Origin of the sequence: Vibrio sp. (assembly GCF_048266485.1) — a bacterium.
GTDB lineage: Bacteria > Pseudomonadota > Gammaproteobacteria > Enterobacterales > Vibrionaceae > Vibrio.
Map to the genome: position 1 here is coordinate 1 of NZ_JBLWZK010000004.1, position 25,635 is coordinate 25,635.

29 protein-coding genes and 1 pseudogene are annotated in these 25,635 nt (G+C 41.8%); 21 read left to right on the top strand and 9 right to left on the bottom strand.

Features of this window, described 5'->3' with window-relative positions; genetic code table 11:
- The 12 genes and pseudogenes from ACN0T8_RS07135 to rplQ form a co-directional block, all read left to right on the top strand.
- A pseudogene (locus tag ACN0T8_RS07135) lies at nucleotides 1-67 on the top strand (50S ribosomal protein L6); the annotation flags it as partial.
- A 9-nt stretch (nucleotides 68-76) separates the two neighbouring features.
- On the top strand, nucleotides 77-430 hold the full coding sequence (gene rplR / locus ACN0T8_RS07140) for a 50S ribosomal protein L18 (protein ID WP_027697916.1): 354 nt from the start codon (nucleotides 77-79) through the stop codon (nucleotides 428-430).
- Nucleotides 431-444: 14 nt separating this feature from the next.
- On the top strand, nucleotides 445-945 hold the full coding sequence (gene rpsE, locus ACN0T8_RS07145) for a 30S ribosomal protein S5 (RefSeq protein WP_027697915.1): 501 nt from the start codon (nucleotides 445-447) through the stop codon (nucleotides 943-945).
- Between the two features lie 6 nt (nucleotides 946-951).
- A complete protein-coding gene (rpmD, locus tag ACN0T8_RS07150; RefSeq protein ID WP_417879956.1) occupies nucleotides 952-1,128 on the top strand; it encodes a 50S ribosomal protein L30 in 177 nt (58 codons plus the stop codon).
- A 5-nt stretch (nucleotides 1,129-1,133) separates the two neighbouring features.
- Complete coding sequence (rplO, locus tag ACN0T8_RS07155; RefSeq protein WP_027697913.1) at nucleotides 1,134-1,568, top strand: 50S ribosomal protein L15; 435 nt, start codon at nucleotides 1,134-1,136, stop codon at nucleotides 1,566-1,568.
- A gap of 20 nt (nucleotides 1,569-1,588) precedes the next feature.
- The gene (gene secY, locus ACN0T8_RS07160; RefSeq protein WP_417879957.1) at nucleotides 1,589-2,923 is read left to right on the top strand and encodes a preprotein translocase subunit SecY; all 1,335 of its coding nucleotides are present in this window, start codon (nucleotides 1,589-1,591) and stop codon (nucleotides 2,921-2,923) included.
- 41 nt (nucleotides 2,924-2,964) lie between these two features.
- Nucleotides 2,965-3,078: a 50S ribosomal protein L36 gene (rpmJ, locus tag ACN0T8_RS07165; protein WP_000868186.1), complete on the top strand. Its 114-nt coding sequence runs from the start codon at nucleotides 2,965-2,967 to the stop codon at nucleotides 3,076-3,078.
- Nucleotides 3,079-3,225: 147 nt separating this feature from the next.
- A complete protein-coding gene (rpsM, locus tag ACN0T8_RS07170) occupies nucleotides 3,226-3,582 on the top strand; it encodes a 30S ribosomal protein S13 (protein ID WP_027697911.1) in 357 nt (118 codons plus the stop codon).
- Nucleotides 3,583-3,603: 21 nt separating this feature from the next.
- The gene (gene rpsK / locus ACN0T8_RS07175; protein WP_027697910.1) at nucleotides 3,604-3,993 is read left to right on the top strand and encodes a 30S ribosomal protein S11; all 390 of its coding nucleotides are present in this window, start codon (nucleotides 3,604-3,606) and stop codon (nucleotides 3,991-3,993) included.
- A gap of 29 nt (nucleotides 3,994-4,022) precedes the next feature.
- Nucleotides 4,023-4,643, top strand: coding sequence for a 30S ribosomal protein S4 (rpsD, locus tag ACN0T8_RS07180; RefSeq protein ID WP_027697909.1), 621 nt, complete (start codon nucleotides 4,023-4,025; stop codon nucleotides 4,641-4,643).
- 24 nt (nucleotides 4,644-4,667) lie between these two features.
- Nucleotides 4,668-5,660 (top strand): DNA-directed RNA polymerase subunit alpha, encoded by a 993-nt coding sequence (locus ACN0T8_RS07185; protein ID WP_417879958.1) that lies wholly within the window; start codon nucleotides 4,668-4,670, stop codon nucleotides 5,658-5,660.
- A gap of 26 nt (nucleotides 5,661-5,686) precedes the next feature.
- On the top strand, nucleotides 5,687-6,073 hold the full coding sequence (rplQ, locus tag ACN0T8_RS07190; RefSeq protein WP_417879959.1) for a 50S ribosomal protein L17: 387 nt from the start codon (nucleotides 5,687-5,689) through the stop codon (nucleotides 6,071-6,073).
- A gap of 102 nt (nucleotides 6,074-6,175) precedes the next feature.
- Here the strand turns inward: rplQ and ACN0T8_RS07195 are convergent, their stop codons facing one another.
- Both ACN0T8_RS07195 and ACN0T8_RS07200 read right to left on the bottom strand, forming a co-directional pair.
- Nucleotides 6,176-6,640: a DUF2780 domain-containing protein gene (locus ACN0T8_RS07195; protein WP_417879960.1), complete on the bottom strand. Its 465-nt coding sequence runs from the start codon at nucleotides 6,638-6,640 to the stop codon at nucleotides 6,176-6,178.
- A gap of 106 nt (nucleotides 6,641-6,746) precedes the next feature.
- Nucleotides 6,747-7,367, bottom strand: a complete 621-nt coding sequence (locus ACN0T8_RS07200; protein ID WP_417879961.1) for an FKBP-type peptidyl-prolyl cis-trans isomerase — start codon at nucleotides 7,365-7,367, stop codon at nucleotides 6,747-6,749.
- A gap of 175 nt (nucleotides 7,368-7,542) precedes the next feature.
- Here ACN0T8_RS07200 and ACN0T8_RS07205 point away from each other — a divergent pair, with 175 nt between their 5' ends.
- A complete protein-coding gene (locus ACN0T8_RS07205; protein WP_417879962.1) occupies nucleotides 7,543-8,193 on the top strand; it encodes a LysM-like peptidoglycan-binding domain-containing protein in 651 nt (216 codons plus the stop codon).
- Nucleotides 8,194-8,204: 11 nt separating this feature from the next.
- Here ACN0T8_RS07205 and ACN0T8_RS07210 read toward each other — a convergent pair whose 3' ends face one another.
- On the bottom strand, nucleotides 8,205-8,654 hold the full coding sequence (locus ACN0T8_RS07210; protein WP_417879963.1) for a GNAT family N-acetyltransferase: 450 nt from the start codon (nucleotides 8,652-8,654) through the stop codon (nucleotides 8,205-8,207).
- Between the two features lie 237 nt (nucleotides 8,655-8,891).
- On the opposite strand from ACN0T8_RS07210, the gene cobA reads away from it, so the two are divergent.
- The 5 genes from cobA to cysC are packed head-to-tail and all read left to right on the top strand — an operon-like array spanning nucleotide 8,892 to nucleotide 14,633.
- Nucleotides 8,892-9,767: a uroporphyrinogen-III C-methyltransferase gene (gene cobA / locus ACN0T8_RS07215; protein WP_417879964.1), complete on the top strand. Its 876-nt coding sequence runs from the start codon at nucleotides 8,892-8,894 to the stop codon at nucleotides 9,765-9,767.
- Between the two features lie 58 nt (nucleotides 9,768-9,825).
- Nucleotides 9,826-10,734: a sulfate adenylyltransferase subunit CysD gene (gene cysD, locus ACN0T8_RS07220; protein ID WP_417879965.1), complete on the top strand. Its 909-nt coding sequence runs from the start codon at nucleotides 9,826-9,828 to the stop codon at nucleotides 10,732-10,734.
- Nucleotides 10,735-10,763: 29 nt separating this feature from the next.
- Complete coding sequence (gene cysN, locus ACN0T8_RS07225) at nucleotides 10,764-12,218, top strand: sulfate adenylyltransferase subunit CysN (protein WP_417879966.1); 1,455 nt, start codon at nucleotides 10,764-10,766, stop codon at nucleotides 12,216-12,218.
- A 9-nt stretch (nucleotides 12,219-12,227) separates the two neighbouring features.
- Nucleotides 12,228-13,967, top strand: a complete 1,740-nt coding sequence (locus ACN0T8_RS07230; RefSeq protein ID WP_417879967.1) for an SLC13 family permease — start codon at nucleotides 12,228-12,230, stop codon at nucleotides 13,965-13,967.
- A gap of 54 nt (nucleotides 13,968-14,021) precedes the next feature.
- A complete protein-coding gene (gene cysC / locus ACN0T8_RS07235; RefSeq protein ID WP_417879968.1) occupies nucleotides 14,022-14,633 on the top strand; it encodes an adenylyl-sulfate kinase in 612 nt (203 codons plus the stop codon).
- An 86-nt stretch (nucleotides 14,634-14,719) separates the two neighbouring features.
- On the opposite strand, the gene ACN0T8_RS07240 is transcribed toward cysC, so the two are convergent.
- From ACN0T8_RS07240 to ACN0T8_RS07260, 5 genes are all read right to left on the bottom strand, one after another.
- Nucleotides 14,720-15,268 carry a DUF3299 domain-containing protein gene (locus ACN0T8_RS07240; RefSeq protein WP_417879969.1) on the bottom strand — a complete coding sequence of 183 codons (549 nt, stop codon included), beginning with the start codon at nucleotides 15,266-15,268 and terminating at the stop codon, nucleotides 14,720-14,722.
- A gap of 2 nt (nucleotides 15,269-15,270) precedes the next feature.
- Nucleotides 15,271-16,530 carry an ABC transporter permease gene (locus tag ACN0T8_RS07245; protein WP_417879970.1) on the bottom strand — a complete coding sequence of 420 codons (1,260 nt, stop codon included), beginning with the start codon at nucleotides 16,528-16,530 and terminating at the stop codon, nucleotides 15,271-15,273.
- Complete coding sequence (locus tag ACN0T8_RS07250; protein WP_417879971.1) at nucleotides 16,527-17,255, bottom strand: ABC transporter ATP-binding protein; 729 nt, start codon at nucleotides 17,253-17,255, stop codon at nucleotides 16,527-16,529. Before ACN0T8_RS07250 ends, ACN0T8_RS07245 begins: the two co-directional genes overlap by 4 nt.
- A gap of 91 nt (nucleotides 17,256-17,346) precedes the next feature.
- Nucleotides 17,347-18,012, bottom strand: a complete 666-nt coding sequence (gene zrgA, locus ACN0T8_RS07255; protein ID WP_417879972.1) for a zinc uptake protein ZrgA — start codon at nucleotides 18,010-18,012, stop codon at nucleotides 17,347-17,349.
- Nucleotides 18,013-18,094: 82 nt separating this feature from the next.
- Entirely contained in the window at nucleotides 18,095-18,646 is a 552-nt protein-coding gene (locus ACN0T8_RS07260) for a YtfJ family protein (protein WP_417879973.1), read from the bottom strand.
- A gap of 331 nt (nucleotides 18,647-18,977) precedes the next feature.
- Here ACN0T8_RS07260 and ACN0T8_RS07265 point away from each other — a divergent pair, with 331 nt between their 5' ends.
- On the top strand, nucleotides 18,978-19,190 hold the full coding sequence (locus tag ACN0T8_RS07265) for a DUF1107 family protein (protein WP_156888759.1): 213 nt from the start codon (nucleotides 18,978-18,980) through the stop codon (nucleotides 19,188-19,190).
- Nucleotides 19,191-19,257: 67 nt separating this feature from the next.
- Here ACN0T8_RS07265 and msrA read toward each other — a convergent pair whose 3' ends face one another.
- Nucleotides 19,258-19,893: a peptide-methionine (S)-S-oxide reductase MsrA gene (gene msrA / locus ACN0T8_RS07270; RefSeq protein ID WP_417879974.1), complete on the bottom strand. Its 636-nt coding sequence runs from the start codon at nucleotides 19,891-19,893 to the stop codon at nucleotides 19,258-19,260.
- A 170-nt stretch (nucleotides 19,894-20,063) separates the two neighbouring features.
- Here msrA and ACN0T8_RS07275 point away from each other — a divergent pair, with 170 nt between their 5' ends.
- Nucleotides 20,064-21,800 (top strand): autotransporter assembly complex protein TamA, encoded by a 1,737-nt coding sequence (locus ACN0T8_RS07275; protein ID WP_417879975.1) that lies wholly within the window; start codon nucleotides 20,064-20,066, stop codon nucleotides 21,798-21,800.
- Nucleotides 21,800-25,603: a translocation/assembly module TamB domain-containing protein gene (locus ACN0T8_RS07280; protein WP_417879976.1), complete on the top strand. Its 3,804-nt coding sequence runs from the start codon at nucleotides 21,800-21,802 to the stop codon at nucleotides 25,601-25,603. The genes ACN0T8_RS07275 and ACN0T8_RS07280 overlap by 1 nt, the downstream gene beginning before the upstream one ends.
- Nucleotides 25,604-25,635: the final 32 nt, after the last annotated feature.

Genomic DNA, 25,635 nt, shown 5'->3' on the forward strand with positions numbered 1-25,635 from the left:
TTATAAAGGCAAAGGTGTTCGTTACGCAGATGAAAATGTGCGTACTAAAGAAGCTAAGAAGAAGTAAGGTAACACTATGGATAAGAAAGCATCTCGCATCCGTCGTGCTACACGTGCACGTCGTAAGATTGCTGAGCTAGGTGCAAACCGCCTAGTAGTACACCGTACTCCACGTCATGTGTACGCTCAGGTTATCGCACCAAACGGCTCTGTGGTTATCGCTTCTGCTTCTACTGTAGAAAAGGCGATCCGTGAGCAAGTTAAGAATACTGGTAACGTTGACGCTGCTAAAGCTGTAGGTAAAGCTATTGCTGAGCGCGCTATCGAAAAAGGCATCTCAGATGTGGCTTTCGATCGTTCTGGTTTCCAATACCACGGTCGAGTGGCGGCACTTGCAGATTCTGCACGTGAAGCTGGTCTGAAATTCTAAGGTAGGGTTGGAAGATGGCTAAACAAGAACAACAAGCTTCAGATTTGAATGAAAAGCTAATCGCTGTTAACCGTGTTGCTAAAACGGTTAAAGGTGGTCGAATCTTTAGCTTTACTGCACTAACTGTCGTTGGTGATGGTAATGGTCGCGTTGGTTTCGGTTACGGCAAAGCTCGTGAAGTACCAGCTGCGATTCAAAAAGCAATGGAAAAAGCGCGTCGTAACATGGTTACTATCGCTCTTAACGAAGGCACTCTTCACCATTCGGTGAAAGGTCGCCACACAGGCTCTAAAGTTTACATGCAACCAGCTTCTGAAGGTACAGGTATCATTGCCGGTGGTGCAATGCGTGCAGTACTTGAAGTTGTAGGTGTTCATAACGTACTTGCGAAAGCGTACGGTTCTACGAACCCTATCAACATCGTTCGTGCAACGATCGATGGTTTGAGCGGCATGAAGTCACCAGAAATGGTTGCTGCTAAACGTGGTCTAACTGTTGAATCTATTTCGGAGTAAGAACACATGGCAACTATTAAAGTAACTCAAACTAAAAGCTCAATTGGTCGCCTACCAAAGCACAAAGCTACTTTGCGTGGACTAGGCCTTCGTCGAATCAACCACACTGTTGAACTTGAAGATACTGCTTGCGTACGCGGCATGATCAACAAAGTTCAATACATGGTTAAAGTTGGGGAGTAATCAGAATGCGTTTGAATACTCTATCACCGGCTGCGGGTTCTAAACCTTCTAAGAAGCGTTTAGGTCGTGGTATCGGTTCTGGACTAGGTAAAACTGGTGGCCGCGGTCACAAAGGTCAAAAATCACGTTCTGGCGGCAGTGTTCGTCCAGGTTTTGAAGGTGGTCAAATGCCTTTGAAACAACGTCTACCAAAATTCGGTTTCACTTCTCGTAAGAGCCTAGTGACTGCTGAAGTTCGTCTAGCTGAGCTAGCGAAAGTAACGGCTGACGTTATTGATCTTGACAGCTTAAAAGCTGCTAACGTAATCACTAAGAACATCGAGTTTGTTAAAGTTGTTCTTTCTGGTGAAATCAGCAAGCCAGTAACTGTTAAAGGTCTACGTGTGACTAAAGGTGCTGTAGCTGCTATCGAAGCTGCTGGCGGTAAAATCGAAGCTTAATCTTCGAAGGATAGGTACAGATGGCTAAAAAACCAGGACAAGATTTCAGTACTGCTAAACAGGGTACTGGTGAATTAAAATCGCGTTTATTATTCGTAATCCTCGCGCTTTTGGTATTCCGAGCTGGCTCTTTTGTGCCGATTCCTGGTATTGATGCGGCTGTACTTGCCGATTTGTTCGAACAGCAAAAAGGTACCATCATTGAAATGTTTAACATGTTCTCTGGTGGTGCTCTTTCGCGTGCATCTATATTAGCATTGGGCATCATGCCGTATATTTCGGCCTCGATTGTTGTCCAATTGCTAACTGTAGTTCATCCAGCGTTAGCGGAACTCAAGAAAGAGGGTGAAGCAGGCCGTCGTAAGATAAGCCGATACACACGCTATGGCACGCTTGTACTAGCAACTTTCCAAGCAATTGGTATTGCAACTGGTCTGCCGAATATGGTCCAAAATCTGGTCGTTATCGATCAAACCATGTTCACAATCATTGCTACCATCAGTTTAGTAACCGGCACCATGTTCTTAATGTGGTTAGGTGAACAAATTACTGAGCGTGGAATTGGTAACGGTATTTCGTTGATTATTTTCACGGGTATTGTTGCTGGGTTGCCAGCTGCAATCGGACATACAATTGAGCAAGCGCGTCAAGGTGAATTGAACGTGCTTCTTCTATTGTTAATCGCTGTGGTTGCGTTCGCTGTTATTTATTTCGTTGTTTTCATGGAACGTGGTCAACGTCGTATTGTCGTTAACTATGCGAAGCGTCAACAAGGTCGTAAAGTGTTTGCAGCACAAAGTACGCATTTACCATTGAAGATAAACATGGCGGGTGTAATCCCTGCTATATTTGCTTCAAGTATTATCCTGTTTCCAGGTACTCTAGCTCAATGGCTTGGCCAAAATGGTGAAAGTAAAACATTTGGTTGGTTAACGGATGTGTCTTTGGCACTAAGTCCAGGTCAACCGTTGTATATAATACTTTATGCGACAGCAATTATTTTCTTTTGTTTCTTTTATACAGCGATGGTATTTAACCCTCGTGAAACAGCAGATAATTTGAAGAAGTCCGGTGCATTCGTACCCGGCATCCGCCCAGGTGAGCAGACAGCAAGATATATAGATAAAGTAATGACTCGTTTAACATTAGTTGGTGCTTTATATATTACCTTTATTTGTCTAGTCCCACAGTTTATGATGACCGCATGGAACGTTAAGTTCTATTTCGGTGGTACTTCACTACTTATCGTAGTGGTAGTAATCATGGACTTTATGGCACAGGTACAGACTCATCTGATGTCTCAGCAGTATGATTCTGTGTTGAAAAAAGCGAATCTGAAAAACTATAACCGCTAATAACAGTAGGTATAGTTCAGATTTCATTACGGAGTTTAGCAATGAAAGTTCGTGCTTCCGTTAAAAAAATCTGCCGTAACTGTAAAGTTATCAAGCGCAACGGTGTTGTGCGTGTAATTTGCAGTGAGCCAAAGCATAAACAACGCCAAGGCTAATTAGCAGAAATTTTTACTTGAAATATGAGGGCAGGCCGAGTATATTCCTCGGCCTACCTTTTGCGTGCAAAAGAAGTAGTATGCCGCTGCGTATCCTCGACGGGCTTTGCAGCGGATAATTCTTTATATAAGTACTAGGAGTGAATAGTGGCCCGTATAGCAGGCATTAACATTCCTGATCATAAACACGCTGTTATCGCATTAACTGCGATCTACGGCATCGGTAAAACTCGTTCTCAAGCTATTTTAGCTGAACTGAGTATTGCTGAAGATGTTAAGATCAGTGAACTAACTGAAGAGCAGATTGATCAACTGCGTGATGGTGTAGCTAAATACACTGTAGAAGGTGATCTACGTCGTGAAGTATCGATGAACATCAAGCGTCTTATGGACCTTGGCTGTTACCGCGGTCTTCGTCATCGTCGCAGTCTACCACTACGTGGACAGCGTACTAAAACCAACGCACGCACTCGTAAGGGTCCGCGCAAGCCGATCAAAAAATAATCGGATAAGGTAGAGAGTACAATGGCAAAACAACCAACACGCACGCGTAAACGCGTTCGCAAGCAAGTAGCAGATGGCGTAGCGCACATCCATGCTTCTTTTAACAACACAATCGTGACCATCACTGACCGTCAAGGTAATGCTCTTTCTTGGGCTACTGCAGGTGGTTCAGGTTTCCGTGGTTCTCGTAAATCTACGCCGTTTGCTGCACAGGTTGCTGCTGAACGCGCAGGTGAAATGGCCAAAGAATATGGCCTAAAGAACTTGGAAGTTATGGTTAAGGGCCCAGGTCCTGGTCGTGAGTCTACTATCCGTGCTTTAAACGCATTGGGTTACCGCATCACTAACATCGTTGATGCAACTCCGATCCCTCATAACGGTTGTCGTCCACCTAAGAAACGTCGCGTTTAATTCGTTTCTAGGAATATTGGAGAAAGATCATGGCAAGATATTTGGGCCCTAAGCTGAAGCTTAGTCGTCGTGAAGGTACTGACTTATTCCTTAAGTCAGGTGTCCGCGCGATCGATACCAAGTGTAAAATTGATAACGCACCAGGTGTACACGGCGCTCGTCGCGGTCGTTTATCTGAGTTTGGCGTTCAGCTTCGTGAGAAGCAAAAAGTTCGTCGTATGTATGGCGTTCTAGAAAAACAATTCCGCAACTACTACAAAGAAGCTGCACGCCTTAAAGGCAATACAGGTGAAAACCTGCTTCAACTTCTTGAAGGTCGTTTAGATAATGTCGTATACCGCATGGGTTTCGGTGCTACTCGCGCTGAATCACGTCAGCTAGTTAGCCATAAAGCTATCCTAGTAAACGGCAAAGTAGTTAACGTTCCTTCATTCAAAGTTACGGCTAACGACGTTGTTTCTATTCGTGAGAAAGCTAAACAGCAATCACGTATTAAAGCTGCTCTAGAAGTTGCTGAACAACGCGAAAAACCAACTTGGATTGAAGTAGATGCTAGCAAGATGGAAGGTACTTTCAAACGTATCCCAGAGCGTTCTGATCTATCTGCTGACATCAACGAACACTTGATCGTCGAACTTTACTCTAAGTAAGGTTTAAACAAAAGAGAGGACACAATGCAGGGTTCTGTAACAGAATTTCTTAAGCCACGTCTTGTTGACATCGAACAAATCAGCACGACACATGCAAAAGTAACTCTTGAGCCTTTAGAGCGTGGTTTTGGCCACACTTTAGGTAATGCACTTCGCCGTATTCTTTTATCTTCTATGCCAGGTTGTGCTGTAACAGAAGTTGAGATTGAAGGCGTTCTACACGAGTACAGCACCAAAGAAGGCGTTCAAGAAGATATCCTTGAGATCCTTCTTAACCTGAAAGGTCTTGCTGTGAGCGTTGCCGAAGGCAAAGATGAAGTGTTTATTACACTAAAAAAATCAGGCTCGGGCCCTGTTGTTGCAGGTGACATCATCCATGATGGTGATGTAGAGATCGCTAACCCAGAACACGTTATTTGTCACCTAACGGATGACAAATCTGAAATCGCTATGCGTATTAAAGTTCAACGTGGTCGTGGTTATGTTCCGTCTTCAGCTCGTATCCATACTGAAGAAGATGAGCGTCCAATCGGTCGTTTACTTGTTGATGCTACATATAGCCCGGTTGATAAAATCGCCTACGTTGTAGAAGCAGCACGTGTAGAACAACGTACTGATTTAGACAAGCTTGTTATCGATATGGAAACAAATGGCACTTTAGAACCTGAGGAAGCTATCCGTCGTGCAGCTACTATTTTAGCTGAACAATTGGATGCATTCGTAGATCTTCGTGATGTACGTGTTCCAGAAGAGAAAGAAGAGAAGCCGGAGTTCGATCCTATTCTACTGCGTCCTGTAGACGATCTTGAACTAACAGTTCGCTCTGCTAACTGCTTGAAAGCAGAAGCGATTCACTACATCGGTGATCTTGTACAGCGTACCGAGGTTGAGCTTCTTAAAACGCCAAACCTTGGTAAGAAGTCTTTAACAGAGATTAAAGATGTTCTAGCGTCGCGCGGTCTGTCTCTAGGTATGCGCTTAGAAAACTGGCCACCAGCGTCGATTGCTGAAGATTAATTGATATTAGTTAGAAGGATTAGGTCATGCGCCATCGTAAGAGTGGTCGTCAACTCAACCGCAACAGCAGCCATCGTAAAGCGATGTTTAGCAACATGGCTAGCTCTCTAGTTCGTCATGAAGTTATCAAGACAACTTTGCCTAAGGCAAAAGAGCTTCGCCGCGTAGTTGAGCCTTTGATTACACTAGCTAAGACTGACAGCGTTGCTAACCGTCGTCTAGCATTTGCTCGCACTCGTGATAACGAAGTTGTAGCAAAATTATTTAATGAATTAGGTCCACGTTTTGCTGCCCGTCAAGGCGGTTACACTCGTATCCTAAAAGCTGGCTTCCGTAGCGGTGATAAAGCGCCAATGGCATACATTGAGCTTGTTGACCGTCCAGAAGCAGCAGCTGAAGAAGCTGCTGAATAAGCACAGTTAAATAAATAAAAAACGCCGAGTATTATTACTCGGCGTTTTTTTATGTCTAAAATATAGAGTGAACAATTAAAGTTTTAATCTATATAAAAGCAGTTATTTCCAAAGGCTAGTTAATGAGCTTAATAATCCACTGCTTGCGCCTTCGTCACCTAAATAATTCAGTACGATTGGGACATATTGTTCTACCATTGAGCTATCTAGGCCTAATTTTTCAAAAACACTTTTAACCGCGGCCATACTATCTAATGTGTTACTCGCTGATTTAGCACTATCTAAAATACCACTAAGATTAGATGATAATCCTGAGAACTCTTCTCCAGTGCTGCCAGATAATTCATTTGAAGCCATTGCTAATAGAGCTCCCGCTCCGCCGGCAGCTTGCTCGGTAGATACTCCTAATTGATTTTTTAGTGAGTTAACTAATTCGCTACTACTTTGAGCTTGAGAAGCAAGTTTAGTCACAACATCTGTATTTTCTTCGCTTAGTCCAAATAATGCATAGCTTGGTGATGAGATGACAAGGCTGGCAGAGATAAGGGTAAGGGTGAGTTTTTTCATAACTGAATTCCATATATTAATGTAGGACATAGTTATAACTGTTTTTTATGTATAAAAAAAGCAGCGATCGCTGCTTTTATACTTATTAACAACCTATAAACGATTGTTATAGGATAGCAAGAAGCTCAACTTCAAATACTAGAGCCGCAAAAGGAGGAATTGCTGCACCTGCGCCACGCTCACCGTAAGCAAGATCTTGTGGGATGTACAGTTTCCATTTTGAACCAACAGGCATAAGCTGTAGTGCTTCAACCCAACCAGCGATAACGCCAGTTACTGGGAATTCAGCAGGTTGACCGCGAGATACCGAGCTATCAAATACTGTACCGTCAGTTAATTGACCGTGGTAGTGTACGCGTACTTGCTTGTCTGATGTTGGGATTTCACCAGTACCTTCAGTGATCACTTCGTATTGAAGACCAGACTCTAGAACCGTTACTTCAGGACGTAGAGCATTATCTTTTAAGAATACTTCGCCATCTGCTGCTGCCGCTTTTGCTGCTTCAGCACGTAAAGCTTCTGCGCGGGTATGAAGCTCACGAAGTGCATTGTTAATATCATCAACTTCGATTTCAGGCATGTCACCTGTTAATGATGTTGCGATACCTTTAGCGATAGCGGCAACATTTAGACCTTCTAGGCCACTTCCTGCAAGTTGTTGACCCATTTGAAGACCAATACCGTAACTTGCTTTTTGTTCAATAGTTTCTAGTTTAACGTCAGACATGCGAATCTCTTGTTTGCTTAAATGAAGCACTAAGAATATCAGTTCTGATCAATAGATGAAACTTTGTTAGTAATATGAGCTTAACAGTTACAGCTGTAGAAAATTTTGTAATATACTGACAAAACGATTAGTTTATTGAATATCCTTGACGCAAATAATATTAGGATGATGCCACGTGAACCAACGTAAAAAAAATAACCAAAGTCGTACACAAGTCATAAGGGATAAGTTTATCCAATCAGAGCTTGTGATTAGAGTTATTGATGCTTGGCATTCTTTGCCTAAATTGCATCAGCGTATTTTGATGGTACTTATTCCACTCGTCATTGTCTTGCTGCTACTTCCTAGTGAAAAATCTTCAGAACTTCAAACTGATGAGGTTAGCGTCAAACCAGATAAGCCGTTACGTATGACGGTGCCTTTGGTGATTAACGGTGAAGAAACGGCAGCAACTAAACCTAAGCCAAAAGTTGAGAAAAGCGAAAAGCGTGTACAATTAAGTGGGCCTGAAGCGGATGAAGAAGATCAGACTGAGCGTAAGGTGAGTAATAATGCTGGGCCTGAGCCTTGGAATGACTATATCGTACAGAAAGGAGATACACTTTCGCAGATCTTCCGCAACAATGATTTACCACTATCAGATTTGAATCAGCTGGTTGAAATTCAAGGTAAGGACCAACCGTTGAGCCATATTCAATATGGCCAATTAGTTCGCTTTAAACTCACAAATCGTGGCGATTTAGATATTCTTAGAATAGAAAAAGAAGATGGCTCAGTGATGTTTTTCCGCTTATCCAGTGGTGGCTTTGCACGCAGTATGGAATAATTTCAGTATTACTATGCGCTTCTTGTCATATCAATATGAGGAATATCATCTTCTAGATATTCCTCTGAAACCTTCTTGAATCCATGTTTAGCATAATAGTGCTCAAGATGAGCTTGTGCGCCAATGGTAATATCAATATTTCCCCATAGTTGAACACTATACTCAATTGCGGTTTGAATCAGTTGATGTCCTAAACCGTTACCTCTGTGGTTTATGTCAGTCGCTACTCTTCCAATACTTGCGTTATCAAAGCTTATGCCTTTTTTAAGCAAACGAGCGCAAGCAATTAATTGATTATCTTGATAGCCTAATAGTTGATAAACACCTTTAAGCTGATCTTTGCCATCGAGCTCTGGATAAGGGCATGTTTGTTCAACCACAAACACATCCACACGCAGTTTTAGTAATTGGTAGAGTTCGTGAGTGGTAAGTTGGTCGAAAGATTTACAAATCCATTGCATAAAAACACTTCTCTTTGGCTTAGTTGGTCAGTAAGACAAACTAAGATAATCGACTTAATCGTCCAGTCAAGCTATATCCCACCTGTCTTGGTCGTCTATTTGTTTTCATTTATAAGTAGCTTTTATATTCCCTTAGCAGTTATTCGAATAAAAAATGAAATTTTAGCATTTCAGGTAATAACATCTGATCGTCATAATGATTGCCTAATAAGCATTCAGTCGAGAAGAGCTAGTAGTATGGATACGATTACTTTATTCCCAAATAGGAAGGGAAGCAGTGCAGCAGCAAACCAAGCTAGCCAAGCAAAGAGCTTGCTAAGTTTTAGTCACAGTCAATTGAAGTCTGGTCAAGTTGTGCTTATTGGTGCAGGACCTGGTGATGCTGAACTTTTAACTTTGAAAGCTTTATCTTACCTGCAACAAGCAGATGTGGTGCTGTATGACTACTTGGTTTCCGATGAGATTATGGCTCTTATTCCTAATGATACCATTTTAGTTTGTGTCGGTAAGAAAGCGGGACACCACAGTGTGCCTCAGCATAAAACCAATCAGCTATTGGTTGACTTTGCTCAACAAGGCTACAAGGTTGCTCGCATTAAAGGTGGCGATCCATTCATATTTGGTCGTGGTGGTGAGGAATTGGAAGTGTTAGCTGATGAAGGTATTGGTTTTGAAGTTATTCCTGGTATTACCGCAGCGGCTGGTGCGACTGCTTATGCTGGGATCCCGTTGACACATCGTGACTACGCCCAATCTGCCATGTTTATCACTGGTCATTTAAAATCTGAAGATGATCAGATTGAATGGTCAACGCTTGCTCGTGGCCGTCAAACTCTCGTGATCTATATGGGATTGATGAAGTCTTCTCATATCCAGCAGCAATTAATTGAACATGGTCGAGAAATCAATACCCCAATTGCCATCATTGAACGTGGTACTCAAGCTAAACAAAAAGTGCTTATTGGAACCTTATCCGAGTTAGCGAGCCTCGCTGAACATGCCCAGTCACCATCTTTAATTGTGATTGGTGAAGTGGTGAGTCTGTCATCAAAGCTCTCTTGGTTTTCCTCTCAAGATAAACAACAAAATTCAACTCAGCCGATTGCGATTTAGCTCTAGTTAGGAGCCACATCGTTGAATATTAAACGCATTTAGCGCAAGGACATGAATCATGGAACAAGAACGTTTAACCCATTTACAGCAACTTGAAGCGGAGAGTATTCATATTATCCGTGAAGTGGCTGCCGAGTTTGATAATCCTGTAATGATGTATTCAATCGGTAAAGATTCAGCGGTTATGCTGCATCTAGCACGTAAAGCTTTTTATCCAGGCAAAATCCCTTTCCCTCTTTTGCATGTGGATACGGATTGGAAATTCAAAGAAATGATTGAATTTCGTGATCGCACTGCTAAGAAATATGGCTTTGATTTATTGGTACATAAGAATCCTGAAGGGTTATCGATGGGGTGTAATCCCTTTGTTCACGGTTCATCGAAACATACCGATATCATGAAAACTCAAGGCTTGAAGCAAGCACTAAATAAATATGGCTTTGATGCAGCATTTGGCGGTGCTCGTCGTGATGAAGAAAAGTCTCGTGCTAAAGAGCGTGTCTACTCATTCCGCGATAAACACCATACTTGGGACCCGAAAAACCAGCGCCCAGAGCTTTGGCATACTTATAACGGCCAGGTGAATAAAGGCGAAAGTATTCGTGTTTTCCCACTTTCAAATTGGACGGAATTGGATATTTGGCAATACATCTACTTAGAAAATATTGAGATTGTTCCTCTGTACCTTTCAGCCGTAAGACCTGTAGTTAATCGTGACGGTATGCTGATTATGGTCGATGATGAGCGTTTTCAATTCGAAGAAGGTGAAAAGGTTGAGCATAAGAGTGTGCGTTTCCGTACTTTAGGTTGCTACCCATTAACTGGCGCGATCGAATCGGAGGCGGCAACTTTGCCAGAGATCATTCAAGAAATGTTGGTGGCGACATCCAGTGAACGTCAGGGGCGCGCGATCGACCATGATCAGTCAGGATCGATGGAGCTAAAAAAACGCCAAGGCTACTTCTAAGCCCATTAAGTTATCAAAAGGATTTTATTATGAACGCAGTTGTTGAAGCCGAACTGGCTGAATTGGGCATCGAAGGTTATCTCACCCAGCATCAATATAAATCATTGATGCGTTTTTTAACCTGTGGCTCTGTTGATGATGGCAAAAGTACTTTAATTGGTCGCCTTCTCCACGATTCAAAGCAGATTTATGAAGATCAATTAGCCGCAGTGAATAGCGATAGCCAACGTGTTGGTACCACCGGTGAGAGACCTGACTTAGCATTATTGGTCGATGGGTTGCAAGCCGAACGTGAACAAGGCATTACTATTGATGTCGCGTACCGTTATTTCTCAACCAAGAAACGTAAATTCATCATTGCCGATACTCCGGGGCATGAGCAATACACCCGTAATATGGCCACTGGTGCTTCGACTTGTGATGTTGCCGTGATCTTGATTGATGCCCGTAAAGGGGTATTAGATCAAACTCGTCGCCATTCATTTATTTCTAGTTTATTAGGGATTCGCCACTTTGTTGTTGCGGTGAATAAAATGGATTTGGTGGAATACTCTGAACAACGTTTTAACGATATTCGTGAAGAATACTTAGAGTTCTCTAAAAATCTCAATCCAGATATCAATATTAAACTGATCCCGATTTCAGCATTGGAAGGCGATAACGTTGTCGACCAGACCCAGAACCTTGCTTGGTATCAAGGTCAACCACTACTGAAAATCTTAGAAGATATTGATTTAAGCCAAGAGCATACTCAAGGTGAGTTCCGCTTACCGGTGCAATATGTTAATCGCCCTAATCTCGATTTCCGTGGTTTTGCTGGCACCATTGCCAATGGAACAATTACTGTTGGCGATAGTGTGACCGCTTTACCTTCTGGTAAAAGTTCTAAAGTTGCTCGCATTGTCACCTTTGATGGTGATTTAGACTCTGCTCGAGCAGGCCAAGCGGTAACCGTTACTTTAGAAGATGAAATTGATATTAGCCGCGGTGACTTATTAGTGCCAACAGGGGCGACTATCAAAGCCACTAATCAGTTTTTAGCCGATGTGGTATGGATGACTGATCAGCCTTTCGCTGCGGGTCGTCAATACGATATTAAAGTGGCTGGTAAACAAACGGTAGGGCAACTGGAATCGATTAAGCATCAGTACGATATCAATAAATTGGAAGAGTTTGATGCGACGGAATTACCATTAAATGGTATTGGTTTATGTGAGATTTCATTAACTGAAACCGTCGCTTTAGATAAATACACGGAGTGTGCGGATACCGGTGGTTTTATCATTATCGATCGCTTAACCAACGTTACTGTCGGTGCAGGTATGGTACGTGAGTGTTTAATTGAACAGCAAATCACGACGCCTACTTCATCAAGTTTTGAAGTTGAGCTCAATGCACTGATCCGCAAGCATTTCCCTCATTGGGGAGCGAAAGATATTGGTCAGCTTTTTGATTCGTCTTCTCTTAACGATCAAAAGAAGTAAGGCAAGATTATGGTGGAGTTTACCATATGGGATAAATGGTTGGTGTTACTGCTGTTAATTGCCATTATTGGTAGTTTAATCTTCACCAAGATTAAGCCGAGCTTTATTTTCGCTACTGCCGCGTTAGTCGCCTTTATGACAGGCGCGGTAGATTTGGATGGCATCGTAAAGAACTTTACGAATTCATCCTTATTGACGTTAGTACTGTTGATCTTAGCGTCATGTGCTTTAGAGAAAACCCGTTTGATCAGTTGGATTAGTCTCCATATTTCATCAGGTCGATTGGGCAGTGTAGTGGCGAAACTTGGCTTTTCGACCGCTTTTCTTTCTTCTTTTACCAATAATACTGCGGTAGTGGTGTCCTTGATTGGTGCGATTAAGCGCAATAACTCTCACGCCCCATCACGATTATTAATTCCATTATCTTACGCCGCTATTCTTGGTGGTACTTTAACTTTAATTGGTACTTCAACGAATTTAATTATTAATAGCTTTGTTGTGGATGCAGGATTGCCGAGCCTTAGCTTTTTTGCTCCAACCTGCATTGGTTTAGCAATTTTAATGATTGGGGTTTTAGTACTGATTCCATTGAGTTATTTATTGCCACATAGCGATGTGTATGAGCAAGATGATCTTCCTTACTTTTTAGAAGCTCGAGTGGAAACCGGATCGCCTTTAATTGGTAAAAGCATTGCCCAAAATCACTTGAGAGCGTTACGTAAGTTATTTTTAGCTGAAGTGATCCGCGATGGGGTGACTATCGCATCGGTGACACCAGATCTGGTATTGCTTGAAAATGATCGTCTGTTGTTTTGTGGTGATGTTGAAAGCGTTGCCACATTACAAGAGATCCCCGGCATTACCTTATTTGGCCAGCACCACCTGAATGGACAAAGCTTCATTGAAGTCGTGGTGAGCCAGTCGGCTTCGATTTGCAATAAGACTTTAAAGTCGAGCCAATTCCGTGATCGTTTTGATGCAGTAGTCGTGGCGATTCGTCGCGGTCACGAGCGTTTAGAAGGTGGCTTAGGCAATGTAAAACTGGCCGCTGGCGATACTTTAGTCTTGGTTCCAGGAAAAGGCTTTCACTCTGCACGTCAAGATCATGGCAAAGAGTTTGTGTTGATTAACGATCTTGATTCGAGTGCTAAGCTAGATCGAACTAAATCAGCGATTGCTTTATTTGGTTTTGCTGCGGTTATAGGGTTATCACTGGTAGGAGCGATTCCTATTATCAAAGGATTAGCTGGTTACATTGTAGTGATGTTAGTACTCGGGGTAGTAGGCATTAGTGAACTCAGGCGTCGTTTTCCTATCGATATTGTGGTGATCGTGGGGGCTGCGTTGTGTTTGGCGCAGTTAATGATGTCTTCAGGCCTGTCTAAACAAATGGGTGATTTGTTCATTTATTTGTTTAATGGCGGAGGGCCAATGGGCGCGGTTATTGCCACTTATTTATTGACGCTTATTTTAACAGAGTTGATTACTAATAATGCCGCAGCCGCGTTAGCTTTTCCTATTGGTTATAGCATGGCAATAGGTTATGGCGTCGATCCTATGCCATTCATCATGGCGGTGTTGTTTGGGGCGAGCGCCAGCTTTATTTCGCCTTATGGTTACCAAACTAACCTACTAGTTTACAGTGTCGGTAATTACCATATTAACGATTTTATTAAGATAGGAGTGCCAATATCGATTGTTTATTCGATCGTGACATTGACGCTAATTCCTTATTTTTTTCCTTTTTAACGCTAACTCTTCGATATGATCGTAAGGCTAGGCTAAGTAACATGGAATCTATTAATGACCATTTTGAATAAAGACGAAAATGTCATTTGGCACCAGCATCAGGTGACCAAGCAAACGCGCTCTGAATTAAAAAATCAAAAGCCAGTGGTGCTTTGGTTTACTGGTTTATCGGGTGCGGGAAAATCGACGGTCGCTGGGGCATTAGAGTCTCAACTGGCTAGCTTGGGATATCACACCTATTTGTTGGATGGTGATAATGTGCGTCATGGTTTATGCAGTGATTTAGGGTTTTCATCTCAAGATCGTCGAGAAAATATTCGTCGTATTGGTGAGTTAGCCAAATTGATGGCTGATGCCGGTTTGATTGTACTGTCGGCATTTATTTCTCCACATCGCTCTGAACGCCAAATGGTGCGTAATTTACTTCCCGATGGTGAGTTTATTGAGGTGTTCGTTAATGCGCCTTTAGACGTGTGTGAAAAGCGCGATCCGAAAGGTTTATACAAGAAAGCGAGAGCTGGTGAGATCCCAAATTTCACTGGTATTGATTCTGAGTATCAAGCACCACAACATCCTGAAATTGATTTGCCAGCAGGCGATAAACCGTTAGATGAGCTGGTGGAGATTTGTCTACATCAGTTACGAGATAGAGCGATAATTGCTTAACCGAGTTAACCGAGTTAACCGATAGTAGAAGCAAAAAGGGAGCCGTTGAGCTTCCTTGTCGTTATTTACTTAGTTATTTGGGCTGGCTACATATCGTCATATTCTTCGATGGCATCACCTTGTAAGGTATAACCTGTCTGAGCCAGTTCATGATCCAGCACTTGAGTTTCTAATTTACCTACTACGTACACCACATCCCATAATTGTTGAACTGGTGCACCTTTTGGAAATTTGACATAAATAATCTGGTTTGGCGGTGGTGGTGGTACGTGGATACAAGCCCCAAAATATGGCACTAATAAAAACTCGGTAATAGTATTTTCATCGCCTTCTAGCGGGATAACAAAGCCAGGAATTTTGACATAACTGTTATTGAGTTCAGGGCGAGTATTACCAATTGGGTTTTGTTTTGCCTTACCGCCAGTATGATTGCTGGGATCTGGCATGCCGAGTTTATCAAAGTTCTTTTGTTCATTGACTGGAACTAAGTCTATCCAGTCAAGTTTCAATGGTTCTTGTTTTTGTGTTGCATGAGCTGTGAGAGGCACGAAAAGACACACCAATAGTATACTTAGCCATAAGAATCTATTGATGAGATGGTTTGATTGAAAAGGTTGAATGGCGATAGTTTGCATTTTTATACCTTTATGGTCATTCCATCTGCGACCGAATGACGATATGCCTTAAGTGATGGGAATAGTCCGATCACGACTCCTGAAATTTGTACCAGTAGTAGTAACATAAGGTCATGTTGGGATAAAGCGGTTAACGCAATTTTGACGCCATATTGATGCTCTATGATGGGGGCGCAAGCGGCTAACACAAGGTAGAGTATTCCTGTTCCAACCGTGATACCAAATAAGGTTAATAAACTTGCTTCACTCATCAGTAAGAAGAAGATATGCTTAGGTTGCGCTCCCATAGCACGTAAAATCGCCATTTCGCGGCGACGTTCTTGTAGTCCGGTCAGTAAACTCGTCAACATACCTAGTAGCCCGGCAATGACCACAAACCCAGAGATTACTATTAAGGCTTGCTCTGCTACCGACATCATGCCCCATAATTCACTTAATGCGATACCGGGTAAAATGGCACTTAAAGGTTCTTTGTTGTAATTATTGATTTGTCTTTGCAGCATAAAGGTTTGAATTTTCGAGTTCAGGCCTAGCATGAAGGCAGTGATCTCTTTAGGCTCAAAGGTTTGCTGTTCTAATACTTTTTTATTTGGTGTTTGGCCAAGATGTGCACCGGACTCCCAACCAACATGAATGGCTTCAATCGCACTTAATGAAACATGTACGGTTTTATCTACGGGAGTTCCAGTTGGTGCTAAAATACCAGTAATGGTGAAAGGTAAGTTTTTGTGGCGAGTAAAAGACTTATCACTGATGCCATGCGCTATAATAATGTCATCACCGATTTGGTAGTTGAGTTTCTTGGCTACATCCGAGCCAATTACGGTTTCAAATAAGCTATGAAAAACTTCCCCTTGAGAGAAAGTGAGTGGTTGCTTACTTCCGTATCGGTAGAATTTAAAGTAGTCCTGATTGGTCCCCATTACGCGAAAGCCGCGGTGTGAATCCCCCAGAGAAATCGGAATTGCCCACTTAACTTGTGGCAGAGTTGCGATATCTTGATAGCTTTGCCAGCCGATATTATTGGTAGCATTACCAATGCGAAATACTGAATAAAGCAATAAATTTACTTCACCTGAGCGAGCCCCAACAATGAGATCGGTACTTGATATGGTGTTAGCAAAGCTGCTTTTCGCTTGGGTACGGATTTTTTCTACACCTAGTAACAATACTACTGAAATAGCTACCGTAATGATGGTGAGTATGGCGGTAGTTTTACGGTTGAGTAAGCTCTTCCAAGCAAGAGAGATAATCGCACTCATTCGTTTGCCTCTTGTTGTGGGTTCACTAGGCTGATTTGGTTAATGGTTGGTAAGTCAACATAGACCTCAAAGTAACGACGCAAACTAGAATCATGGCTAACAAAAATCACCGTGGCACCTGATTGATTAGCCTCTTCAATTAATAGCTCAATAAAAGCTTGGCGATTATCTTGATCTAGAGCAGAAGTTGGTTCATCGGCAATGATGATTTCGGGTTGACCGATTAATGCTCGGGCGGCGGCGACTCGTTGTTGTTGGCCAATACTCAGTTCATTGATCGGTTGTTCAAAACACGATACAGGTAAATGTAACCGAGAGAGTAATTGCTTTGCTTGTTGCTCTAAAGAGGAACTTTGTTGTTCAGCTTTGGCTTTACGATCGCGAGAAAAGCGGCAAGGCAGTAAGACATTTTCTAGTACTGATAGGTAAGGCAGTAGATTAAATTGCTGAAAGATGTAGCCAATATGTCGAGCGCGAAATTTGTCTCGTTCTGCTTGCGATAACAGATTGAGTTGCTTATCGAGAATACGAACTTGACCTGATTGCGGAGTCATTATTCCGGTTAATAAGCTTAACAAGGTCGATTTTCCACAACCGCTGGGCCCTTGAATAAATACATGTTGCTGAGGCTTAATTGCCAATTGATCTATCACTAGGGTAGGTGTGGATTGTTTCGGCCAAGTAAAGCTGACCTGTTTAAGTTCTATCGCAAGAGGTATCGTCATCTTGGTCTCTTTTCAGCTTGTCTTTTAATCAAATAACAACGCGATTAATCCTGAGACTAATCGCGCAACGTTAATTTTTTGAGCCACTATTTTACCATGTAATGGTTTGCTGTGGTTGCTTGAGTTCAATGTGTTTTTGAGCACTGTCAGTTAATAGATTAACTTCAATGGTTTGGCTTGCTGGGAAGTGACTAAACCATTGAGTATCAATTTGAGATAACTGAGGAATATTTTCACATTGGTACTGGTATTGCAGGGTAAATGCGCCATGCTTGTGGTCGTGGTCGTGGTCGTGGTCGTGGTCGTGGTCGTGATCATGCTCATCATGATGCTCTGCATGGTTATCATGATCGTGTTCATCTTGACCTATGTTGTCTTTGACTAAGAAATCAACAGGCTGGCAATTAGCCGCAGCAGCTAAAGTGAATAACTGGTTAGGTTGTTTAAGTAAGGCAACCGCTTGTTGATAGGCTTGCTTTTCTGCTTGGCTGCTTGGCGCATGCTCAAAACCTAAGATGTCTTGCCCTGGAGATTCAATTTCGATTAGAAAATCATTGTCATCTTGCACCATGTTGAAGGTGACAATTCCATGAACATGGGCTTGATGTTGACTAAATTCATGTTGAGAGTCCGCGACAGCAGCACTAGATAGGCCGAATAGACTTGCAGATAAGATAGAAGGAATAAGAATATTTTTATGCATTGTCGAGATCTCACTGAATAAATATGGAGTGTGAGAGTAAGCGTTATGGCTCACATTCTCACCAGATAGATAACTGTTATACTATAACAATTATGTATCTGGCAAGAGAATGTTATATTATTACAATATGTATCACTTATAGGTTTTGCTTGATAAGTTGTAGAACTTGGTTAATTTGTTGCTCAGTCAGTTCGCCATCTTGATTGAAAAGAACTCGACCAGTTTTGTCTTGAACAATAATAGTTGAAGACTCTGGCGTTAGTTGCCATTGTTTTGCCACTACCCCTTCTTGATCTAATACCATTGAAGACCAAGAAAAATCTTTCTTGCCATCTTCTGCTGATGATTTTACAAATGATCCAGTGCCCCAAATTGCATCATCTTGGTTAATAATCGTGGTGGTTTGGTACTTATCTTCTGGAAACTTTGCATGTGTAATTGCTTCCATTAGAGGTGCATTCATGGCTTTCGCCCCACTTCTTCCTGCTATCGCTTGAATAACACGAACCTTGCCGAGTAGTAATTCAGTATTCCAGGGTAAGTAGTTGAAATCATCATTTTGCATGAAAATCTCACCGCCTTTTTCTACTGCTACTGCCGGTACACTGCGACCAATTTGAATATTATTTGCACTTGCAGTAAGTGAAAGCATGCTCAAAAAGAGGGCAATGGATAGTTTTCTTATCATAGTTGTCTACCTAGTTAGATACTTAAAAAGTGAGGAAGTCCTCATATAATAGCGCATAAATAGACTTGAAAAGTGTGAAATGTTGTCTGGCTCTAATTTTGCATCACTTTTTTGACTATAAGCAAATACTGCAAAATTTGCATTTGCTCTTTGTCACGAATTTGCAGCAATTTTACTGTATCAATGTGGCCTTATTGAGTTTTAGGCACTATATATTTATGAACAATTATAAATAGTAATAGCACATCAATATGTGGCACTTCAGCGCTATTGAAATGCTCTCTGAGCCTGTTAAGACGTTATCGCAAATAACAATAATCTGGATAGACTAATGAACATGCAGCCAATTTTTAATCGTTATCGCCCACTTCAAATTGCTCGTTTTGTAAAAGTGGTATTTAAAGGACACTTTGGAATCAAAGGGGTGGGGGAATTTTATTTCGACCAAGGTAAAGTGCTCTTGCCGGATGTGTCGAATAAGAAACAACTGAAGATTATGAAAGAGGTCAACTTGGCGATTCATCAATTATCGATGGAGTCTTAAATCGGGATATAAGAAAACAGGCTTAGAACGTTAAGCCTGTTTATGCAGTCTCTCTTACGCGAAGTGTTTAAGCTAGATTCGATGGGAAGCACACTCCAGTGCCACCGATGCCACAGTAGCCTTGTGGATTTTTTGCTAAATATTGTTGGTGGTAAGTCTCCGCGAGGTAGTAGTCACTCATTACCGCCAATTCAGTGGTGATATTTTTACTTAAAGATTCACCAATTGCTTGTTGGTAAGTCGCTTTACTTTGTTCTGCCATCGCGAGATCGTTTTGGTCTTCGGTATAAATCGCTGAGCGATATTGAGTGCCAATATCATTACCTTGACGCATACCTTGGGTTGGGTCATGTTTCTCCCAAAAGATCCTCAGTAACTCTTGTAGAGTCAATTGATTAGGATCGAAAATCACTCGTACTACCTCTGCATGTCCGGTTTCTCCGCTACATACTTCTTGATAAGTGGGGTTCGGGGTATAACCACCACTATAACCAACCGATGTGCTGATCACGCCATCAAGCTGCCAGAAAACACGCTCTGCTCCCCAGAAGCATCCGAGTCCTAATAATATTTCTTTACTGCCTGTTGGTTTGTCGGCAGTTAAATCTGTTTGATTAATATAATGTAACTCTGTGATGAGCATTTTTTCATCACGGCCAGCTAATGCCGTTTCTTGAGTCACTAATTTATCTTTATTCGACATATATAATCCTTATCTGGCTTTTGAGAACAGGGAAAGTCTGGTAGTTTAAGCTGCATACTATAATAAGTCCCAAACCATAGACCGATAAATCTCTGTAGTCATTTCAAATCTATGAATATTTTGAAATGACAAACTACAGCAGTTTTGACAATGAGTACAAATATTCACTTATGAAAAATAGTCACCTCGCTTCATTGTTGACCTGTTTGCTGATTTTTTCATCAGCACCGAGTTATGCGGAAACTGAACTCACCATTGACGGTTTAGATGGTGAGTTAAAAGATAATGTCTCTTCATATTTATCAGCGATTAAAGAAAGTGAGTATTCCACCTCATTGCGTTTTCAGTCGCGAGTTAAGCAAAATATTATCGATGCCCTTAAAGCTCTCGGTTATTACAATCCCACGATTCAATTTCAAATTGAAAGTGATACGGATGATCCTGACGCGGATAACGAATTAATCGTGATAGTTGATGCGGGTATTCCTACCATCATTTATGAAAGTGATATTGTAATTGAAGGCGATGCAGCCACCGATATGGACTTTATGCGTTTAATAGACCGATCAAAATTAAATTTAGGACAAGTACTGAATCACGGTAATTATGAAGGGTTAAAAAGTGCTTTGCGTAATCTCGCATTACAAAAAGGCTATTTTGATGGCCAATTTATTGATACTCGCTTACAAGTCTCACCAAGTCGAAATCAAGCTTTTGTGCACCTTCGTTATCAAAGTGGTCAACGTTACGTGTTTGGCCAAACCATTATTACTGGCAGTCAAATCGAAAAAAAGCGAGTTCAATCGTTAGTACCGTATGACAATGGTCAACCATATCAATCGGTTTTAGTCGGTGAGCTTAACCAAAACTTATCGAGTTCTGAGTGGTTTGCTAACATTTCGGTGGAGCCAGATATTGAAAGCGTAAATGAAGGTAAATCATTACCAATGAAGGTTCGAGTCTCACCGCAAACACGTAACCAAATAGAAACTGGTTTAGGTTATTCCACCGATGTTGGTCCACGTGGCAAGCTTTCATGGAAAAAACCTTGGCTCAATAAATATGGTCATAGTGTCGGTGCTAGTGTGATGTTATCGGGACCTGAAAAAACCTTTACTGCTAACTATAAGATTCCACTGGAAGATGTGCTACTTGATTATTATCTCGTACAGTACGGCTTTAAAGATGAGGATGATAATGACACCAATAGCCAAGAACAAAACCTATCGTTTGAACGCCATTGGCTCTACGATAATGGTTGGCATCGAACCATTTATTTACGTTTATTATATGAAGATTATGTGCAAGCATCCGAATTTGGCCACTCTTTATTTGTGTTACCAGGCGTTTCCTTCTCCAGAGTAAGAACGCGTGGTCATACTATGCCAATGTGGGGCGATAAACAAAGTATTAGTTTTGAATATGGCGATCCGTCACTACTATCCGATACGAGAATTATCCGCGTGGTAGGTCATACAGGATGGATTCGCGGGATTGGTCGTAATCATCGCTTTCTGACTAGCTTAGGCGCAGGAGGCGCTTTTGCTGATAACTGGTCGGAAGTACCACCATCATTACGCTTTTTTGTCGGTGGGGTGAACTCACTGCGTGGCTATGGTTATGAAGAAGTCTCACCAAGAAATAGTAGCAATGAGCTAGAAGGTGGTGCTTATATGGCAACGTCTAGTTTGGAATATCAATATCGAGTAACCGGCAATTGGTGGGGCGCGGCATTTTTAGATGTTGGTGATGCTTGGACCGATACCCCAGAATGGAAACGAGGTGTTGGCCTTGGAGTGCGCTGGGCTTCTCCTGTGGGGCCAGTACGTCTAGATTTTGCTTATGGGTTAGATGCCGATGATGGTGATGAATTCCGTATCCACTTTACCTTAGGTCCTGAGTTGTAATGAAGCGATTACTTAAATGGCTACTTGGCATTATTTTATTGATCCCAACGACGGTTTTGGTTGCTTTGCTATTAGTTGCGCTATTGTTGTTTACCAATGTTGGTTTAAACAGTGGTTTGTGGGTAGCGCAAAAATTAGTGCCAGAGCTAAAGGTGGGCTCCACCGAAGGTAGCTTATTACCTACTTTCACTTTGCACGATGTTCAATATAACGATGAAACGTTAGGCGTTGCGACGGAATTAAAGCGCTTTGATTTCTCCACCTCAATTGATTGTTTATTTGAGCACTCAGTGTGTATTGATACTATCGCGGTCGATGGCCTGAAGTTTTCAATGTCGGATGCGCCTGCTTCTGAAAGTACTGAGCCAGAGGATAGTAGCTCATTAATGCCAGCCATTTTCATCCCTATTCCAGTGTCACTAACGCACCTCACTCTTAATGATATTGATTTGAATATTTTGGGCTATAAAGCCTCTTGGAAGCACTTTTCTACCGGGCTTTATATGCAAGGGCGTACACTGAGATTGCGTCCAACTAATTGGAAAACCATTCGTTTAATTTTAGCACCCGATGAGGCTGACAAAACGCCTGAGTCGGTCGATAAAACCCCATTAGCACAGCGGCCCGATATTCTTCTACCTAAAGTTGCATTGCCTATCAATTTGCAAGTCGAACAATTTAATGTTGATGACTTTATTTTTCTACAAGATTCACCGATTAAAGTGAATCATCTAGGTTTCAAAGGCTCACTGACGGGGAGCCAACTTGATATCCGAGATCTTAAGCTTGATATGCCACAGGCCGATTTAGATTCAAATGCCAAGCTAACCATGTCTGGAGATTACCCGTTAACGCTGCAAGCGAAAGGTCTAGTCAAAATGGCGGAGTATTCAGGCCAGACGATCACCTTAGATGCCAAAGGGAGTGTCGCGAATCTTAATGTATCGAGTGAACTTTCGGGGGGAGTGGAAGCGAAAATCAAGGCTCACTTTAAACCGCTGAAAGCCACGTTACCATTTAGCTTATCTATTAAAGATGCGAAAGCACAGTGGCCAGTTAAAGGACAAGCTGATTATAACGTTAATATTGAACATTTAGATGGTAGTGGTTCATTAGAGGGCTATCAATTTGACTTAAACTCGCAAGTTTCAGGTAAGGATATTCCGGCCTCAGATATCGAATTTGATGCAAAGGGCGATCTTGATCAGATTGAATTACATAAACTAAATATTGCGACGCTTGGTGGCAATGTTACCGGTCAGGCGATGGTTAATTGGCAAGCGCCATTAAATTGGAAAGCAACCTTAGGTTTGAGTGATATTCAGCCCGGAATGCAATGGCCACAAGCGGAAGGTATCCTCAACGGCAGCTTAATTAATACCGGAAACTTAACGACACAAGGAGGTTGGAAAGTACAGTTTCCAAGCTTGGCGATAGATGGCAAGTTACGTGGTTATCCACTGTCTTTAAAAGGTCAGTTAAATGCCAGTGATCTTAATGGCAAAGGCCTATACATTGTTAGAACTCGCGGATTAAAACTTTCTCACGCAAAAAATAGTGTCAGAATTAAAGGTAGGGTTGAGCAGCAGTGGGATATGAATATAGCGCTTCATATGCCCAAACTGGAAACTACCATTCCAGAGCTAAAAGGCCAAGCGATGGGCAATATTCAGTTGCGTGGCGAACAAAAGTCGCCGCAAATCTTGACCGACTTATCGATCAGCGATATCGATTGGAAGCAAGGTGAAGCCACATTAAAATCGCTGCTAGTTAAAGGGCAAGTTTCACCTTTGCCATCACCAAGTGGGGATATTCGCTTGAATGCTCAAGGTGGTTTATATCAAGAACATCAACTCAAAGATCTGACTTTAGCTTTTAAAGGTAATGAGCAAGAGCATCAACTCGATCTTGATATGATGACGGATTTATTTTCAACCAGCCTCGCGGTTAAGGGAGGAATAAAAAATAAGCCACAACAAACTAAGCCAAGTGAAGCATGGCAAGGGCAATTAGCGTCGGCACAAATTACCTTAATGGAATCAAAAACCAACCAACAAACCAACCCCATCTGGCAGATTGATCATCCCGTTGAGATCAGCTATCAATTGTCATCTCAACGTGTGAGTGTGCAAGCGCATTGTTGGCAACATCTACCTTCGAAAATTTGTTTAGATAAAGACCTTTCTGTCGGTAACGATGGCGAGGTGACGTTGTCAATTCAACAATTTTCTTTTGATGAGTTGGCCGTTTTCCTTCCTGAAGATACAGAGATTAATGGTGAGTTAAATGTTAACGCTTGGCTGAAATGGGCAAACAATAAAGCACCGCAGGCGAAGTTAGATGTTGATATTCCTCAAGGTAATGTCGTTCAGAAATTGGATACCCCACTTACGATTCCTTGGGATAAGATTCAATTATCTGCTAATTTACAACAAAATAAGCTCGATATGAGTTGGTTATTGGCGTTAACTAATAATGGCCAAGTCAAAGGTCAAGCCACTATTCCCAATGTTCAAGATCAACAAATGTCGATTGATGGTGATAATACTATCGAGGGGATTCATCTTGGTTTTTTACGTCCTTTTCTCGGTGAGCAAAATCGGCTTAATGCTAATGTGAATTCCAAGCTCGATTTTAATGGCCCTATTCTCAATCCTAAAGTGTTGGGCAATTTTGGTATTGACGATTTTCAAGTAGAAGGCCCATTGTTCCCGGTTGATATTCATCAAGGAGAAGTCAAAACTCAATTTAATGGTTATTCGGCGACCTTAAATAGTGCATTAGAAACCGATGATGGTGATTTACAGCTACAAGGACATGCCAATTGGGCGCAGCGTAATAACTGGTATGCCAATTTACGCGCCTTTGGTGATGAACTGAAAGTTGAAGCTCCACCTATGGTATCTTTAAAAGTAAAACCAGACCTCACCATTGCGATTACGCCTACACTAGCAAAAATCACCGGTAATATTGATATTCCTTGGGGGAGAATTTTAGTCGAAGAACTACCAGAAAGTGCGGTAGGTTTATCGAAAGATGAAATCATTTTGGATGAAGATCTGAATCCGGTAGAAGAGAATAATGGCCTATCAATGGCGATAGAGAGCGATATTACTATCAATATTGGTGATGATGTCAGTTTGTCGGCATTTGGTTTAAAAGGTTATTTAGTAGGAAGTTTGAAAGTTTCTCAGAAAGATAAAGGCCCATTTATTTTAGGTGAAGTAAGAATTGAAGAAGGTTATTACCAATCCTTTGGCCAAGACTTGATCATTAAAGAGGGGAAAATTTTAATGAATGGTCCGGCGGATCAACCTTATGTGGCAATTAAAGCGATCCGAAATCCAGACAATACTCAAGATGATGTGATTGCCGGGATTAAAGTGAATGGCCCTGCTGATGCGCCAGAAGTTAAAGTATTTTCTGAGCCAGCGATGTCGCGAACTAATGCTTTATCATATTTATTACGCGGCCAAGGAATAGAAGATGGTTCAAGTGGCAGTACCATGACGACTGCATTAATCGGTTTAAGTTTGGCTAAAAGTGGTCAGTTAGTTGGTGAGCTTGGTGAAGCCTTTGGAGTGCAAGACTTACAACTGGGAACCACGGGCTCGGGGGATGATTCTCAGGTTACGGTAAGTGGTTATATTGCACCAGGTCTACAGGTGAAGTATGGCGTCGGAATATTTAATGCATTAGGTGAGTTTACCGTGCGTTATGAATTGCTTACCGATTTCTATGTTGAAGCGGTGACGGGAGTCGATAGTGCCGTCGATTTCCTCTATCAGTTTAGTGTAAATTGATGGTGAATAGATTTTATAGTGATGAATAAAAA

Coding starts and splice junctions, on each gene's coding strand:
- rplR (WP_027697916.1), top strand. CDS start 77: ATGGATAAGAAAGCATCTCGCATCCGTCGTGCTACACGTGCACGTCGT.
- rpsE (WP_027697915.1), top strand. CDS start 445: ATGGCTAAACAAGAACAACAAGCTTCAGATTTGAATGAAAAGCTAATC.
- rpmD (WP_417879956.1), top strand. CDS start 952: ATGGCAACTATTAAAGTAACTCAAACTAAAAGCTCAATTGGTCGCCTA.
- rplO (WP_027697913.1), top strand. CDS start 1,134: ATGCGTTTGAATACTCTATCACCGGCTGCGGGTTCTAAACCTTCTAAG.
- secY (WP_417879957.1), top strand. CDS start 1,589: ATGGCTAAAAAACCAGGACAAGATTTCAGTACTGCTAAACAGGGTACT.
- rpmJ (WP_000868186.1), top strand. CDS start 2,965: ATGAAAGTTCGTGCTTCCGTTAAAAAAATCTGCCGTAACTGTAAAGTT.
- rpsK (WP_027697910.1), top strand. CDS start 3,604: ATGGCAAAACAACCAACACGCACGCGTAAACGCGTTCGCAAGCAAGTA.
- rpsD (WP_027697909.1), top strand. CDS start 4,023: ATGGCAAGATATTTGGGCCCTAAGCTGAAGCTTAGTCGTCGTGAAGGT.
- ACN0T8_RS07185 (WP_417879958.1), top strand. CDS start 4,668: ATGCAGGGTTCTGTAACAGAATTTCTTAAGCCACGTCTTGTTGACATC.
- rplQ (WP_417879959.1), top strand. CDS start 5,687: ATGCGCCATCGTAAGAGTGGTCGTCAACTCAACCGCAACAGCAGCCAT.
- ACN0T8_RS07195 (WP_417879960.1), bottom strand. CDS start 6,640: ATGAAAAAACTCACCCTTACCCTTATCTCTGCCAGCCTTGTCATCTCA.
- ACN0T8_RS07200 (WP_417879961.1), bottom strand. CDS start 7,367: ATGTCTGACGTTAAACTAGAAACTATTGAACAAAAAGCAAGTTACGGT.
- ACN0T8_RS07210 (WP_417879963.1), bottom strand. CDS start 8,654: ATGCAATGGATTTGTAAATCTTTCGACCAACTTACCACTCACGAACTC.
- cobA (WP_417879964.1), top strand. CDS start 8,892: ATGGATACGATTACTTTATTCCCAAATAGGAAGGGAAGCAGTGCAGCA.
- cysD (WP_417879965.1), top strand. CDS start 9,826: ATGGAACAAGAACGTTTAACCCATTTACAGCAACTTGAAGCGGAGAGT.
- cysN (WP_417879966.1), top strand. CDS start 10,764: ATGAACGCAGTTGTTGAAGCCGAACTGGCTGAATTGGGCATCGAAGGT.
- ACN0T8_RS07230 (WP_417879967.1), top strand. CDS start 12,228: ATGGTGGAGTTTACCATATGGGATAAATGGTTGGTGTTACTGCTGTTA.
- cysC (WP_417879968.1), top strand. CDS start 14,022: ATGACCATTTTGAATAAAGACGAAAATGTCATTTGGCACCAGCATCAG.
- ACN0T8_RS07240 (WP_417879969.1), bottom strand. CDS start 15,268: ATGCAAACTATCGCCATTCAACCTTTTCAATCAAACCATCTCATCAAT.
- ACN0T8_RS07245 (WP_417879970.1), bottom strand. CDS start 16,530: ATGAGTGCGATTATCTCTCTTGCTTGGAAGAGCTTACTCAACCGTAAA.
- ACN0T8_RS07250 (WP_417879971.1), bottom strand. CDS start 17,255: ATGACGATACCTCTTGCGATAGAACTTAAACAGGTCAGCTTTACTTGG.
- ACN0T8_RS07260 (WP_417879973.1), bottom strand. CDS start 18,646: ATGATAAGAAAACTATCCATTGCCCTCTTTTTGAGCATGCTTTCACTT.
- ACN0T8_RS07265 (WP_156888759.1), top strand. CDS start 18,978: ATGAACATGCAGCCAATTTTTAATCGTTATCGCCCACTTCAAATTGCT.
- msrA (WP_417879974.1), bottom strand. CDS start 19,893: ATGTCGAATAAAGATAAATTAGTGACTCAAGAAACGGCATTAGCTGGC.
- ACN0T8_RS07275 (WP_417879975.1), top strand. CDS start 20,064: ATGAAAAATAGTCACCTCGCTTCATTGTTGACCTGTTTGCTGATTTTT.
- ACN0T8_RS07280 (WP_417879976.1), top strand. CDS start 21,800: ATGAAGCGATTACTTAAATGGCTACTTGGCATTATTTTATTGATCCCA.